This window comes from Clavibacter phaseoli, from assembly GCF_021922925.1.
Taxonomy (GTDB): domain Bacteria; phylum Actinomycetota; class Actinomycetes; order Actinomycetales; family Microbacteriaceae; genus Clavibacter; species Clavibacter phaseoli.
Genome location: NZ_CP040786.1, coordinates 1606821 through 1620278 on the forward strand (window position 1 = coordinate 1606821; position 13458 = coordinate 1620278).

A 13458-nucleotide genomic window follows, 5' to 3' on the forward strand; every position below is an offset into this window, starting at 1 on the left:
TCGGCGCCCGGTCGGGCGGTCGGCGCCGGGCCTCGGGCGGTCGGACGCGCTGACAGGGATCCTATCGCGCGGGCGCGGCCCGTCCGAGGGGTCCGCCGGCCGTCGGACAGGGGCCCGCGGCGGGCTCGCGGAGGGGCATCCGGACCGTCGGGGAGGCCGGTCGCCGCGGATCCGGTTGCCCGGCTCCCGCCGGACTGCCATGCTCGGACGATGAGCACGCCGCAGCGCCCCTCCGCCCGCGGGCTCCCCGTCGACGCGATCTCCCGCTCCATCGTCGACCAGCTGCGGGAGGACGGGCGCCGGTCCTACGCCGAGATCGGCAAGGCCGTGGGGCTCAGCGAGGCCGCCGTCCGGCAGCGCGTGCAGAAGCTCACCGACGCGGGCGTCATCCGCATCGTCGCGCTCACCGACCCCCAGCAGCTCGGGCTCACCCGGCAGGCCATGATCGGCGTCACCGTGAGCGGCGACGTGCGCGTGGTGGCGGACGCCCTCGCGGACATCCCGGCGGTCGACTACGTCGTGATGACGGCGGGCACGTTCGACCTCCTCGCCGAGGTCGTGTGCGAGGACGACGAGGAGCTCGTCGAGCTGCTGAACGGCCGCATCCGCGGGCTGGAGGGCGTCGTCAGCACGGAGACGTTCGTCTACCTCAAGGTCCACACGCAGGACGGGCACGGGCGCTCGCGGTGACGCGGCCGCCCGTCCCCTCCCCCGCAGGCCCTCCTCGCGGCCCCTCCCCCGACCGGGCCGTCCCCGGATCCGTCATCGCGGCCCGTCGTACGGTCGCCGCATGACCCCCTCCTCCGCTCCCGCCGCCGCCCCCGCGCGCCTGCCGGATCCCCTGCCCCGGTCCCGTCGTCCCGGATCGCCCCTGCCCGGGCCCGACCCGCGCCTCCCGCTCCCGCCCGCGCCGGGGCTCCTGCCCGAGGGCTCCGCGCTCCTCCGGGTGCCCTCGCCCGTCGGCCGACTGGAGCTCGTCGCCGAGGGCGACCGGATCGTCGCCCTCTCCATCGCGACCGCGGGCGTCCTGCCGCTCGACCACCTGGACGACCGGCCGAGCCCCGTGCTCGAGGAGACCGCCCGCCAGCTGGACGACTACTTCGCCGGGCACCGCACGTCGTTCGACGTCGCCGTGCGGCTGACGGGCACCCCGTTCCAGGTCGCCGTCTGGGAGGCGCTCACCCGCATCCCGCACGGCGGCGTCACCACGTACGGGGCCCTCGCGCAGGCGGCAGGGCGTCCCGGTGGGGCGCGCGCGGTCGGCGGGGCCGTCGGCGCCAACCGCCTCTGCATCCTCGTCCCCTGCCACCGCGTCCTCGGCTCCGACGGTCGGGTGACCGGCTTCAGCGCGGGCGACGGGGTCGCCACGAAGGTCCGGCTGCTGGCGCTCGAGGGCTCGGTGCTGTCGTGACGCGGCCCTCGCTCGCCGTCGGCGAGGACGGCATCGCGCGCTGCGCCTGGTCGGCCGCAGACCCGGAGTACCGCAGGTACCACGACGAGGAGTGGGGACGCCCGCTGCACGGCGACCGTCCGCTGTTCGAGAAGCTGTGCCTCGAGGGCTTCCAGGCGGGGCTGTCGTGGATCACCATCCTCCGCAAGCGCCCGCGCTTCCGCGAGGTCTTCCACGGCTTCGACATCGACGCGGTCGCCGCGATGGACGAGGATGACGTCGAACGGCTCATGGGCGATGCCGGGATCATCCGCAACCGCGCGAAGATCCTCGCGGCGTCCGGCAACGCGCGCGCGGTGCGGTCCCTCGTCGACGAGCACGGCGACGGCGCCCTCGACCGCATGATCTGGGCGCACGCGTCCGATCCGCGGGTCCGCCCCCGACCGGCCACGGCGGAAGAGATCCCCGCCGTCACCGCGGAGTCGACGGCCCTCAGCCGCGAGCTCAAGGCGCACGGCCTGCGCTTCGTGGGCCCCACCACCGTCTACGCGCTCATGCAGTCCTCCGGGCTCGTCGACGACCACGTCGTCGGCTGCCATCGGGCCGCCTGACCCTAGGGCGCGAGCGCGCCCCTCGGCGCGGTCACCGCGGCGCGGCGACCAGGACGAGCTCGCCGGAGTCCCCGCGAGACAGCTCGATGCCCGCGCCGCCGGCCCAGTCGAGCAGCTCGGCCACGGATCCGAGGTCGCGGCCGGCGAGGATCAGCGCCCGCACCAGCTCGCCCTTCGCCTTCTTGTTGAAGTGGTTGAGCGCGCGGACGGTGCCGTCCTCCCCGCGGGCGACCACGCGCACGACGGCGGAGTCGGCGTGTCCCGGGCGCGGTCCGAGGGCGGCGTACCCCTCGGAGCGCAGATCGAGGACGAGGCCGGGGATCCCCTCGAGCACGCGGCGCACCGACGTGACCCAGTGCGCCTTCATCCGGATGCCGGGCAGGCGGCTGTCGTGCGAGAGCCGGTAGGCGGGGATCGGGTCGGTCGCCCGGACGGGACCGAGGAGCGCGGAGTGCACGGCCACGTGCTGCCCGGCGAAGGCGAGCTGCGCCGCGTCCAGCGCGTCGGCGCCGATGGGGTCGTAGAGCACGCCCGTGTAGCGGAGGAGCGCCGGCATCGTGGGCGACGACGCGAGCACGCGGTTCCGCTCCACCTCGGCCGCTTGGCGGGGCCCGAGCTTGAGGGCGCGCGCCGCGGCCTCGGGATCCCGGGCGAGGTCGGCGACGGCGCGCACGACCGTGCGCCGCTCCTCCGTCAGCTCCGGGAAGGCGAGGAGGTCGAGATCCAGCCGCGATCCCTCCGCCCCTCCGTCGCGCTTCGTCTCGGACGGGGGCAGCAGGACGAGCACGGGACCTCCGGGATCGGGTGGCGGGTCGGGTCGGGACAGGGACGGGCGGGCGGCACGCACCCGCCGGACGCACGAAGGCGGACGGCCCCCGAGGGGACCGCCCGCCTTCGGACGGAGGTGACGCTACGCGACCAGCGCGGCCTTGCGCGCGACCACGGTCACGTTGTCGTTCTCCACCGAGAGGAAGCCCTCGTCGGCGTCGGCCGTGATCACGGCGCCGCCGTCCTGCGTGATGCGGACGTTGCCGGTCGCGAGGATCGCCAGCAGCGGCTCGTGACCGGCCAGGATGCCGATCTCGCCCTCGCTGGTGCGCGCGACGACCATGGAGGCCTGGCCCGACCACACCTGCTGGTCGGCCGAGACCACGGTCACCGTGAGATCAGCGCGGGCCATCTCAGCCGTTCTCCTTCTGGATCTCGGACCAGCGGCGGTCGACGTCGTCGAGGTCGCCGACGTTGAAGAACGCCTGCTCCGCCACGTGGTCGTACTCGCCGTCGGCGATCTTCGAGAAGGACTCGATGGTGTTCTTCAGCGGCACCGTGGAGCCCTCGACGCCCGTGAACTTCTTCGCCATGTACGTGTTCTGCGAGAGGAACTGCTGGATGCGGCGCGCACGCGACACCGTGACCTTGTCCTCCTCGGAGAGCTCGTCGACGCCGAGGATCGCGATGATCTCCTGCAGCTCCTTGTTCTTCTGCAGGATCGCCTTGACGCGGGTGGCCGTGTCGTAGTGCGCCTGGCCCAGGTACCGCGGGTCGAGGATGCGGCTGGTGGACGTCAGCGGGTCGACGGCCGGGTAGAGACCGCGCGACGCGATCTCGCGGCTGAGCTCCGTGGTCGCGTCGAGGTGCGCGAACGTGGTGGCCGGCGCCGGGTCGGTGTAGTCGTCCGCGGGGACGTAGATGGCCTGCAGCGACGTGATGCTGTGGCCGCGGGTCGACGTGATGCGCTCCTGGAGCACGCCCATCTCGTCCGCGAGGTTCGGCTGGTAGCCCACCGCGGACGGCATGCGGCCGAGCAGCGTGGAGACCTCGGAGCCGGCCTGCGTGAAGCGGAAGATGTTGTCGATGAAGAGCAGCACGTCCTGGTTCTTCACGTCGCGGAAGTACTCCGCCATCGTGAGCGCGGACAGGGCCACGCGCAGGCGCGTTCCCGGCGGCTCGTCCATCTGGCCGAAGACCAACGCGGTCTTGTCGAAGACGCCGGCCTCCTCCATCTCCATGATGAGGTCGTTGCCCTCACGCGTGCGCTCGCCGACGCCGGCGAACACGGACACGCCGCCGTGGTCCTGCGCGACGCGCTGGATCATCTCCTGGATGAGGACGGTCTTGCCGACGCCCGCGCCGCCGAACAGGCCGATCTTGCCGCCCTGCACGTACGGGGTGAGGAGGTCGATGACCTTGATGCCGGTCTCGAACAGCTGCGTCTTGGACTCGAGCTGGTCGAACATCGGGGGCTTGCGGTGGATGGGCCAGCGCTCGGTGATCTCGATCGGCTCGCCGCCGACGTTGTTGAGGATGTCGCCGGTGACGTTGAAGACCTTGCCCTTGGTGACGTCGCCGACGGGCACCGAGATGGCGGCGCCCGTGTCGCGCACCTCCTGGCCGCGGACGAGGCCGTCCGTCGGCTTCAGGGCGATGGCGCGCACGACGTCGTCGCCGAGGTGCAGCGCGATCTCGAGCGTGATCTCCGTCGTCTCCTCGCCGAGGGTGATCGTCGTCTTGAGGGCGTTGTAGACCGGGGGGATCGAGTCGTGCGGGAACTCGATGTCCACGACCGGGCCGGTGACGCGGACGATGCGTCCGACGCCGGCCACGCTGTCGCTGGCGACCGGCGCAGTGGCGGTGTCAGTCATTGATGTCTCTCTTCTTCATTCGTGGAGCGTGGGTTACTTGGATGTGGCGAGCGCGTCCGCGCCGCCGACGATCTCGGAGATCTGCTGCGTGATCTCGGTCTGGCGCGCGTTGTTCCGCAGCCGCGTGTAGGTGGTCACGAGCTTGTCGGCGTTGTCGCTCGCCGACTTCATGGCCTTCTGGCGCGCGGCGTGCTCGGAGGCGGCCGACTGGAGCATCGCGTTGAAGATGCGGCTCTCGATGTAGACGGGCAGCAGCGCGTCGAGCACGTCGCCCACCTCGGGCTCGAACTCGTAGAGCGGCAGGACGGCACCCTCGCCGGGCGCCTCCACCCCCTCGACGACCTCGAGCGGCAGCAGCCGGACGACCTCGGGCTTCTGCGTGGCGATCGACACGAAGCGGTTGAAGACGATGTGGATCTCGTCCACCCCGCCCTCGGACGCCGGCGTCACGAACTTCTCCACGAGCGCGTCGCCGATCGACTTCGCGGTCTCGAACTCGGGCTTCTCGGTGCTGCCCGTCCAGATGCGCTCCGAGTCCCGCTTGCGGAACTTGAAGTACCCCACGGCCTTGCGGCCCACGAGGTAGTAGACGATCTCCTTGCCCTGCGAGCGGAGGAGCTCGGCGAGCTGCTCCGACTCCTTCAGGACGCTGGAGCTGAACGCGCCGGCGAGGCCGCGGTCGGAGGCGAAGACGACGATCGCCGCCCGCTCCACCTTCTCGGGCTCGGTCGTGAGGATGTGGTCGACGTTGGAGAACGTCGCCACCGCCGAGACCGCGCGCGTGACGGCGCGGGAGTACGGCGCGGACGCCGCCATCCGCTGCTGCGCCTTCTGGATGCGCGACGCGGAGATCAGCTCCATCGCGCGGGTGATCTTCTTCGTCGTCTGCGCGGACTTGATCTTCTGCGTGTAGACCCGGAGTTGCGCTCCCATGAGTCTCCCTATCGGTCTCGGTCGGTGGCGGATCGGTGGGGCGAGCGCGTCAGCGCTTGCCCTTGACGATCTGCTCCTGGTTGACGTCCTCGGCCTTGGCGGGCTCGAACCGCTCGTTGCCCACGGAGGCGAGCGGCTTGCCCTCGCCCGTCTGGAACTCGAGCTTGAACTGGTCCACGGCCTTGTCCATCGCGTCGACGATGTCGTCGGTGAGGACGTTCTTCTCCTTGAGCTGCGACAGCACCTCCGTGTTGCGGTGGAGGTGGTCGAGCAGCTCCCGCTCGAAGCGGAGGATGTCCTCGACGGGGACCTCGTCGAGCTTGCCCTTCGTGCCCGCCCAGATCGAGACGACCTGCTCCTCGATGGGGAACGGCGAGTACTGGGGCTGCTTGAGCAGCTCGGTGAGGCGCGCGCCGCGGGCGAGCTGGCGACGGCTGGCCGCGTCGAGGTCGGACGCGAAGATCGCGAACGCCTCGAGGGAGCGGTACTGCGCGAGCTCGAGCTTGAGCGTGCCGGAGACCTTCTTGATGCTCTTCACCTGGGCGTCGCCGCCGACGCGGGACACCGAGATGCCGACGTCCACCGCGGGACGCTGGTTCGCGTTGAACAGGTCCGACTGGAGGAAGATCTGGCCGTCGGTGATCGAGATCACGTTGGTCGGGATGTACGCCGAGACGTCGTTCGCCTTCGTCTCGATGATGGGCAGGCCCGTCATCGATCCGGCGCCCAGCTCGTCCGAGAGCTTGGCGCAGCGCTCGAGCAGGCGGGAGTGCAGGTAGAACACGTCGCCGGGGTACGCCTCGCGTCCCGGCGGGCGGCGCAGGAGGAGCGAGACGGCACGGTAGGCCTCGGCCTGCTTGGACAGGTCGTCGAAGATGATGAGGACGTGCTTGCCGCCGTACATCCAGTGCTGGCCGATGGCCGAGCCGGTGTAGGGCGCGAGGTACTTGAAGCCGGCGGGGTCGGACGCGGGGGACGCGACGATGGTCGTGTACTCCATGGCGCCGGCCTCCTCGAGGGCGCCGCGCACCGAGGCGATGGTGGAGCCCTTCTGGCCGATGGCGACGTAGATGCAGCGGACCTGCTTGTTGGTGTCGCCGGACTCCCAGTTGGCCTTCTGGTTGATGATCGTGTCGATCGCGATGGCCGTCTTGCCGGTCTGGCGGTCGCCGATGATGAGCTGGCGCTGGCCGCGGCCGATCGGGATCATGGCGTCGATGGCCTTGATGCCGGTCTGCATGGGCTCGTGCACGCTCTTGCGCTGCATGACGCCGGGCGCCTGGAGCTCGAGGGCGCGGCGGCCCTCGCTCGCGATCTCGCCCTGGCCGTCGATGGGGTTGCCCAGCGGGTCCACGACGCGGCCGAGGTAGCCGTCGCCGACGGGGACGGAGAGCACCTCGCCGGTGCGGCGCACCTCCATGCCCTCCTCGATGCCGGCGAACTCGCCGAGCACGATGACGCCGATCTCGCTCTCCTCGAGGTTCTGGGCGAGGCCCAGGGTCCCGTCGGCGAACGTGATGAGCTCGTTGGCCATGACGCCGGGCAGGCCCTGCACGTGGGCGATTCCGTCGCCCGCGTCGAGCACGTAGCCGACCTCGGTGGTCGAGGCCTTGCCGGGCTCGTAGGACTGCACGAAGTCCTTGAGCGCGTCCCGGATCTCGTCGGGGCTGATCGAAAGTTCTGCCATCTTCTTTCCCTTTGCATTCACGGAAGCCTTGCGTCCTCCGAGGTGACGCCCGCCGGTCAGGCGAACTGGAGTCTCAAATCGTTGATCCTGGTGGCGACGCTGCCGTCGATGACGTCGTCGCCGATCTGGACGCGGAGGCCGCCGACGAGGTCGCGGTCCACGACCTGGTTCAGCTCGACCCGCCGGGAGTACCGGCGGCTCAGTGCCTGCGCGAGCCGCTCCGACTGCTCGGGCGACAGGGGCGAGGCGACGCTGACCGTGGCGATGGTGAGTCCCGCCTGGTCGGCCACGAGGGTGGCGGCGTGACGGACGAGCTCCCCGATGCGGCGGCCGCGGGGCTGCTGCACGAGCTGCTCGACGATGACGACGGTCTGCTCCGACGCACGGCCGTCGAGGAGACGGTGGACGAGCGTGGACTTCGCCTCGGGGTCGCCCAGCTTGTCGCCGAACGCCAGCTCGAGGCCGTCGTCGGCGGCCACGGCGCGGCCGAACGTGAACAGCTCGGACTCGACGGGCGTGCCCGCGGGTGCCGACATGGCCACGGCGCGGATGCCGAGCTCCTCGACGCCCGCCAGCAGCTCGTCGTGCGACGACCAGCGGCCGTCGACGACCGCGCGGAGGACGCGGAGCGCCGGCTCCTGCACGGTGGCGCCGAAGACCCGGTCCACGATGCTGTGCTTGACCTCCGGCGCGATGCCGGTGTCCGCCAGCGCGGAGAGCAGGTGCGTGGATCCGCCGATGGCGCGGCCGGCTCCGAGGAGCTGACCGGCCGTCGACAGGTCGACGCCCCCGAGCTCCGCGAGGACGCGGCGTGCCGAGTCCAGCGATGCGCGCGATGCACTGCCCATCAGCTGGCGGTTCCCGTCCTGCCGGCGGTCTCGCTGGCCTCCAGGTCGGCGAGGAACCGGTCGACGAGCGCGGTGGAGCGCTGGTCGTCCGTGAGGCTCTGGCCGATGACGCCCGACGCGAGGTCGATCGCGAGCGACCCGACCTCGGAGCGGAGCGAGACGATCGCCTGCTGGCGCTCCGCCTCGATCTGCTGCTGCGCGCTCGCGGTGATCCGGGCGGCGTCGGCCGTGGCCTGCTCCTTGATCTCCGCGGCGATCGCCGTGGCGTCGACGCGGGCCTGCTCGCGGATGCGGCCGGCCTCGGCGCGTGCCTCGGCGAGCTGCGCGGTGAGCTCGGCCTTCGCGGCGTCGGCTTCCGCCTGCGCGCGCTCGGCCTTCTCGATGCCGCCGGCGATGGCCTCGGTGCGACCGTCGAGCATGGCGTAGACGCGCGGGAGCGCGTACTTCCAGATGACGACCAGGAGGACGACGAACACGACCGCCGACCACACGATGTCGTAGACCGCGGGTAGGAGGATGCTCGGCGCTTCTTCACCTGCCGCCATCACGTTGTGGGGCGTGAGCATGTGCGCGTCCCTCAGTTGGCGAAGATGAAGTAGGTCGCGAGGCCGATGAGCGCGAGCGCCTCGGAGAACGCGATGCCGAGGAACATCGTGGTGCGGAGGCTGCCGGCCATCTCGGGCTGGCGGGCCATGGCCTCGACGGTCTTGCCCGCGACGATCCCGACACCGATGCCGGGGCCGATCGCTGCGAGGCCGTAGCCGACGGTCGCGATGTTGCCGTTGATCTCGGCGAGAATGATGGGGTCCACTGGGGTTTCCTTCCGGTTGGGTGATCTCGTTGGTCGACGAGATCGCTTAGTGCTCCTCCGCCACGGCCATCTGGATGTAGACGGCGGTGAGGAGGGCGAAGATGTAGGCCTGCAGGACGGCGACGAGCAGCTCGAAGAGCGTGAACGCGAACCCGAGGACGAGGGTGCCGGCGCCCAGGATCTTGAGCGCGCCCTGCGCCTCGAAGAGGAAGAACCACGTCGCGGAGAAGCAGAGCACCAGCAGGAGGTGCCCCACGAGCATGTTCATCAGGAGTCGGAGCGTGAGCGCGACCGGCCGGATGATGAACGTCGAGAGGAACTCGATGGGCGTGAGCAGGAGGTAGACGGCCTTGGGCGCCCCGGGCGGGAAGAGCGTGTTCTTGAAGAACCCGACGCCCCGATCCTTGATGCCGGCGTAGATGAAGGTCACGTACGCGACGAGCGCCAGCAGGAGCGGCAGGCCGATCACCGAGGTGCCGGCGATGTTGAGGAAGGGGATGACGCCCGTGAGGTTCATGCCGAGGACCAGGAAGAAGATGGTCATCAGGATCGGGAGGAACCGGCGGCCGTCCTTCTTGCCGAGGATGTCCTCCGCGATGTTGACGCGGACGAAGTCGACGCCCATCTCCATGAGGTTCTGGCCGCGGCCGGGGACCAGCGCGAGCTTGCGCGTGCCCACGATGAACAGGACGACGAGGACCGCCATCACCAGGAGCCTGATGAGCATGATGCGGTTGAGGTCGAAGCCCGTGCCCTCGAAGAAGGCGATCGGCGGGAAGAACTCCGACAGCGTGGGAGCGTGGAACCCCTCACCCGAGTCTTCAGCGGCGAGGGTGATGATGCTGGGTGCAGCGGTGGCTAACAGCGCTATCTCCTGTTTCGGGGCGTGGAGCGCGAGCTCTCGCGGCGACGAACGGATGGGGTGAGAAGACGCCGGCGTGAGGTGGATCTGGGCACGGCCCGACGGGAATCGTCACGAGAGAGACTATCAACAATGAGGGTGCCCTGACTAATCGCGTCCCACGCGTGGACCGCCCCGGGCACCGCCCTAGCTCCCCGGCAGGTGGGCGTCGCTCACGTAGCCGACGCGGGCCTTGGTGATGACGATCATGTCCATGACCAGCGCGCCCACGACGCCCACGATCACGGTCACGAACAGGACGACCAGGTTGATCCACGGCTGCTCCTTCAGCACCATCGCGACCGCGAGGAACACCACGAACTTCAGCAGCCACGCGCCGAGGACGACCGAGAAGAACAGGGTCGGGTAGATCGGCGAGGACTGGAAGCGGTTCGCGAAGAGGATGCTGCCCGCCGTGAGCCCCAGGAAGACGAGGGCCATGGCGCTGCCGATGACGGCGCTGAGGAGGCCGCGGCCGCCGTCGACCGCGAAGCCGACGATGCCGCCGACGACCGCGATGGCGAGGGCGAGGATCGCTCCCCCGATGAGGATGCGCTGGAAGACGTCCCTCTTCGCGGGGCGCTCCGCGGGGGCGGGCGCGCTCGGGCTGTCGGTCATGTCGTCTCCTTGGTGGTCCCCGGGTGCGGGGCGTCGGTGGGTCGGGTCGCGATGGATCCCGTGGCGAGCTCCGCGTGATCGCGCTCCACGGCCTCGAGCTCGGACTCCGTGAGGCGCGCGAGGGGCCGGTCGACCGCGGCCTCGTCGAGCGGGTCGAAGGCGGCGGCGTCCTCGGACTCGGCGTCGGCGGGGACGAGCTGCGCGGCGGCCTCGAGGCGCTTGCGGCGGCTGAGCGGGGAGAGCGTGACGACGGCGCAGGCGACCATGCCGACCGCGATGAAGGCCACGCCCCACGCGTACGGCTGGACGACGAACATCAGCAGGCAGCCGACGGACACGACGCCGGTCCACGCGTAGAAGATCAGCGTCGCGTGCAGGCGCGAGTGGCCCATGTCGAGCAGGCGGTGGTGCAGGTGCTTGCGGTCGGCACTGAAGGGCGACTTGCCGGCCTTCAGCCGCCGGAACACCGCGAGGGCGAAGTCGAGCAGCGGCACGATGAGGATCGCGAACGGCAGGAGGATCGGCAGGAAGGCGGGCAGCAGCTGCGAGCGGCCGAAGGTCTCCGGGTTCGGGTCGATCTCGCCCGTGACGGCGATGGCGCTCGTGGCCATGAGGAGGCCGACGAGCAGCGCGCCCGCGTCGCCCATGAACAGCTTCGCGGGGTGCCAGTTGAACGGGAGGAAGCCGAGGCAGGCGCCGATGAGGATCGCGCTGATGAGGGAGGCGAGGTTGAAGCGCTCGGTCTGGCCGGTGGCCGTGTCCGAGAGCAGGAAGCTGTAGAGGAAGAAGGCGCCGTTGGCGATGATGGCGACGCCGGCGACCAGGCCGTCGAGGCCGTCGATGAAGTTGACGGCGTTCATGACGAGCACGATCGCGAAGATCGTCAGCATGATCGACATCTGCGAGGAGCCGACCGTGAGGCCGCCGATGGGGAGGGACGAGATGGCGACGCCCTGCCAGGCCAGGAGGCCGGCGGCGAGGATCTGGCCGGCCAGCTTGATCATCCAGTCCAGGTCGTAGATGTCGTCGAGCACGCCGATGACCACGATCATGAGCGCGGCGCCGAGGATCGCGATGACGGGGCCGGGGCGGTCGAAGACGAGGCCGAACCAGGAGACCTGCGACGCCACGGCGAACGCCACCAGGATGCCCGCGAACATGGCGACGCCGCCGAGCCGGGGCGTGGGACGCGTGTGCACGTCGCGCGCGCGGATCGCCGGGTAGAGCCGGTAGCGGTACCCGAGCTTCATGACGACCATCGAGAGGACGAGCGTGATGACCGCCGACACGACCGCCATGGCGGCGTAGTAGGTCACCGGGGGTGCGCGGGCGGGTCCGCGGGGGGCTCGGTCGCGGCCGCGTCGTCCGGGGCGGCCGCGGTCGGCGACGCCTCGGCGGGCGCGGCGGCGGGCTCGACGAACTCGGGGTAGGTCGGGCCGGCGTCGGTCGTCGGCTCGGCGGCGGGGCGCACGGCGGCGGGGTCCGCGGATCCGTCGACCGGCTCGGCGCCGCTCGCCGTGCCGCGGGGGCCCTCCGGCTGGTCGGGGGCGGGCGCCTGCTCCGGCTCCCGCTCGGGCTCCGTGGGCGCCGCCACGACGGGCTCGAGCTCGTCGCCGATGAGCTGCTGGATCTGCGCGCGCGTGACGGCGCCCTCGCGCACGATGCGCACGCGGCCGCCGGCCTGGGTGACGCGCGAGGCGTCGACGATGGTGGAGGCCGCTCCCCCGGCGGCGCCGCCGTCGAGGAAGACGTCGACCGACTCCCCGAGCTGGTCGACGGCCTCCTGGGCGGTCGCGGCGGCGGGCTGGCCGGTCCTGTTGGCGGACGAGACGGCGAGCGGGCCGGTCTCCGCGAGGAGCTCGAGCGCGTAGGGGTTCGCGGGCATGCGGAGCGCGACGGTGCCGCGGGTCTCGCCGAGGTCCCAGACGAGGGAGGGCTGCGCCACGAGGATCACCGTGAGGCCGCCCGGCCAGAACTCGTCCACCAGGCGGCGGACGACGTCGGGCACGAAGTCGGCGAGGGCGTCGAGCGTCGACTGCCCGGGGATGAGGACGGGCGGCGGGGCGTCGCGCCCGCGGCCCTTCGCGTCGAGCAGGCGCTGGACGGCGTCCGGGTTGAAGGCGTCGGCGGCGATGCCGTAGACCGTGTCCGTGGGGATGACGACGACCTCGCCGCGGCCCACCGCCTGTCGGGCGAGTCTCATGCCGGTGAGGAGGTCGGTGTCGACTGAGCAGTCGTAGATGCGCGCCATGTCGTCGCTCATCGTAGCCGAGCGCATGGCCGGCGCCCTGAGCGGGCGATCCGCGTGGCGCCCGCGCCCGCATACTGGGCCTCGTGACCTCCGCGCCCTCCTCCCCCGGCCCCCACGGCCTCCTGTTCGTGTTCGACATGGACGACGTGCTGTACGACCACGACTGGCGGGGGCCCGCCGACCGCATCACGGCGGCGACCGGACACGACCTCCCGGAGCTGCGGCGCCGCTGGTACAACGACGAGGGCGAGTGGGCCGCGGAGGCGGGCCGCTTCGACGCCGACTCCTACCTCGACGCGTTCTGCGCGGCGGTGGGCGTCGAGATGGACGAGGACGAGTGGGTGCGCCGCCGCCGCGCGTCGATGGTCGTCCGGCCGTCGGCGCTCGAGGCGGTCGCGCGGGCGCGCGAGGCGGGGCGGATCACGCTGCTGACGAACAACAACGCGCTGGCCGCCCGGCACCTGCCGGAGCTCGCGCCCGAGCTCGTCCCGCTGTTCGGCGTGGAGCACCTGCGGACGTCGAGCGGGTACGGCGCGCGGAAGCCCGACCCGGCCGTGTTCCGCGGGGTGCTCGCCGCGTACGGGCATCCGGCCGAGAGGACCTTCTTCGCGGACGACCGGGCCGACAACGTCGCGTCGGCGCGCGCGCTCGGGATCACCGCGCACCACGTGCGGGGCGACGGGGACCTGCTGCCCGCGGTCGAGGACTTCATCCGGGCGCAGGCGCGGACGCAGGCCCAGGCGCGCTGATCCGCGGCGCCGGGCCG

At 71.5% G+C, this 13458-nt stretch carries 16 protein-coding genes; 4 read left to right on the forward strand and 12 right to left on the reverse strand.

The annotated features are described in order from the left end of the window. The first annotated feature begins 210 nt into the window (after positions 1–210). From FGI33_RS07470 to FGI33_RS07480, 3 genes are all read left to right on the forward strand, one after another. Positions 211–690, forward strand: coding sequence for an Lrp/AsnC family transcriptional regulator (locus tag FGI33_RS07470; protein WP_119401640.1), 480 nt, complete (start codon positions 211–213; stop codon positions 688–690). A gap of 100 nt (positions 691–790) precedes the next feature. After that, the gene (locus FGI33_RS07475; RefSeq protein WP_182478373.1) at positions 791–1411 is read left to right on the forward strand and encodes a methylated-DNA--[protein]-cysteine S-methyltransferase; all 621 of its coding nucleotides are present in this window, start codon (positions 791–793) and stop codon (positions 1409–1411) included. Next, complete coding sequence (locus tag FGI33_RS07480) at positions 1408–2001, forward strand: DNA-3-methyladenine glycosylase I (RefSeq protein ID WP_119434134.1); 594 nt, start codon at positions 1408–1410, stop codon at positions 1999–2001. Before FGI33_RS07475 ends, FGI33_RS07480 begins: the two co-directional genes overlap by 4 nt. 31 nt (positions 2002–2032) lie before the next feature. Here FGI33_RS07480 and yaaA read toward each other — a convergent pair whose 3' ends face one another. The 12 genes from yaaA to FGI33_RS07540 form a co-directional block, all read right to left on the reverse strand. Next, the gene (yaaA, locus tag FGI33_RS07485) at positions 2033–2788 is read right to left on the reverse strand and encodes a peroxide stress protein YaaA (RefSeq protein WP_119434133.1); all 756 of its coding nucleotides are present in this window, start codon (positions 2786–2788) and stop codon (positions 2033–2035) included. A gap of 123 nt (positions 2789–2911) precedes the next feature. Continuing rightward, entirely contained in the window at positions 2912–3181 is a 270-nt protein-coding gene (locus FGI33_RS07490; RefSeq protein WP_012037856.1) for a F0F1 ATP synthase subunit epsilon, read from the reverse strand. Position 3182: 1 nt separating this feature from the next. Beyond that, on the reverse strand, positions 3183–4643 hold the full coding sequence (gene atpD, locus FGI33_RS07495; protein WP_119401636.1) for a F0F1 ATP synthase subunit beta: 1461 nt from the start codon (positions 4641–4643) through the stop codon (positions 3183–3185). Between the two features lie 33 nt (positions 4644–4676). Next, positions 4677–5576 carry a F0F1 ATP synthase subunit gamma gene (locus FGI33_RS07500; RefSeq protein WP_119401635.1) on the reverse strand — a complete coding sequence of 300 codons (900 nt, stop codon included), beginning with the start codon at positions 5574–5576 and terminating at the stop codon, positions 4677–4679. Positions 5577–5625: 49 nt separating this feature from the next. Further along, positions 5626–7263, reverse strand: coding sequence for a F0F1 ATP synthase subunit alpha (gene atpA, locus FGI33_RS07505; RefSeq protein WP_119401634.1), 1638 nt, complete (start codon positions 7261–7263; stop codon positions 5626–5628). Positions 7264–7319: 56 nt separating this feature from the next. Next, positions 7320–8111, reverse strand: a complete 792-nt coding sequence (locus tag FGI33_RS07510; protein ID WP_119434132.1) for a F0F1 ATP synthase subunit delta — start codon at positions 8109–8111, stop codon at positions 7320–7322. Then, positions 8111–8677, reverse strand: a complete 567-nt coding sequence (locus tag FGI33_RS07515) for a F0F1 ATP synthase subunit B (protein WP_119434131.1) — start codon at positions 8675–8677, stop codon at positions 8111–8113. Before FGI33_RS07515 ends, FGI33_RS07510 begins: the two co-directional genes overlap by 1 nt. 11 nt (positions 8678–8688) lie before the next feature. Then, positions 8689–8922, reverse strand: a complete 234-nt coding sequence (locus FGI33_RS07520; protein ID WP_119401632.1) for an ATP synthase F0 subunit C — start codon at positions 8920–8922, stop codon at positions 8689–8691. A gap of 46 nt (positions 8923–8968) precedes the next feature. Then, positions 8969–9649 carry a F0F1 ATP synthase subunit A gene (gene atpB, locus FGI33_RS07525; RefSeq protein ID WP_337249868.1) on the reverse strand — a complete coding sequence of 227 codons (681 nt, stop codon included), beginning with the start codon at positions 9647–9649 and terminating at the stop codon, positions 8969–8971. A 321-nt stretch (positions 9650–9970) separates the two neighbouring features. Further along, a complete protein-coding gene (locus FGI33_RS07530) occupies positions 9971–10441 on the reverse strand; it encodes a Cg1360 family ATP-synthase-associated protein (RefSeq protein ID WP_119401630.1) in 471 nt (156 codons plus the stop codon). After that, entirely contained in the window at positions 10438–11757 is a 1320-nt protein-coding gene (locus FGI33_RS07535) for an MraY family glycosyltransferase (protein WP_237581573.1), read from the reverse strand. The genes FGI33_RS07530 and FGI33_RS07535 overlap by 4 nt, the downstream gene beginning before the upstream one ends. Beyond that, a complete protein-coding gene (locus FGI33_RS07540) occupies positions 11754–12692 on the reverse strand; it encodes an L-threonylcarbamoyladenylate synthase (RefSeq protein ID WP_420022560.1) in 939 nt (312 codons plus the stop codon). Before FGI33_RS07540 ends, FGI33_RS07535 begins: the two co-directional genes overlap by 4 nt. Before the next feature lie 83 nt (positions 12693–12775). Here FGI33_RS07540 and FGI33_RS07545 point away from each other — a divergent pair, with 83 nt between their 5' ends. Continuing rightward, positions 12776–13441: an HAD-IA family hydrolase gene (locus tag FGI33_RS07545; protein WP_119435515.1), complete on the forward strand. Its 666-nt coding sequence runs from the start codon at positions 12776–12778 to the stop codon at positions 13439–13441. The last annotated feature ends 17 nt before the right edge of the window (positions 13442–13458 follow it).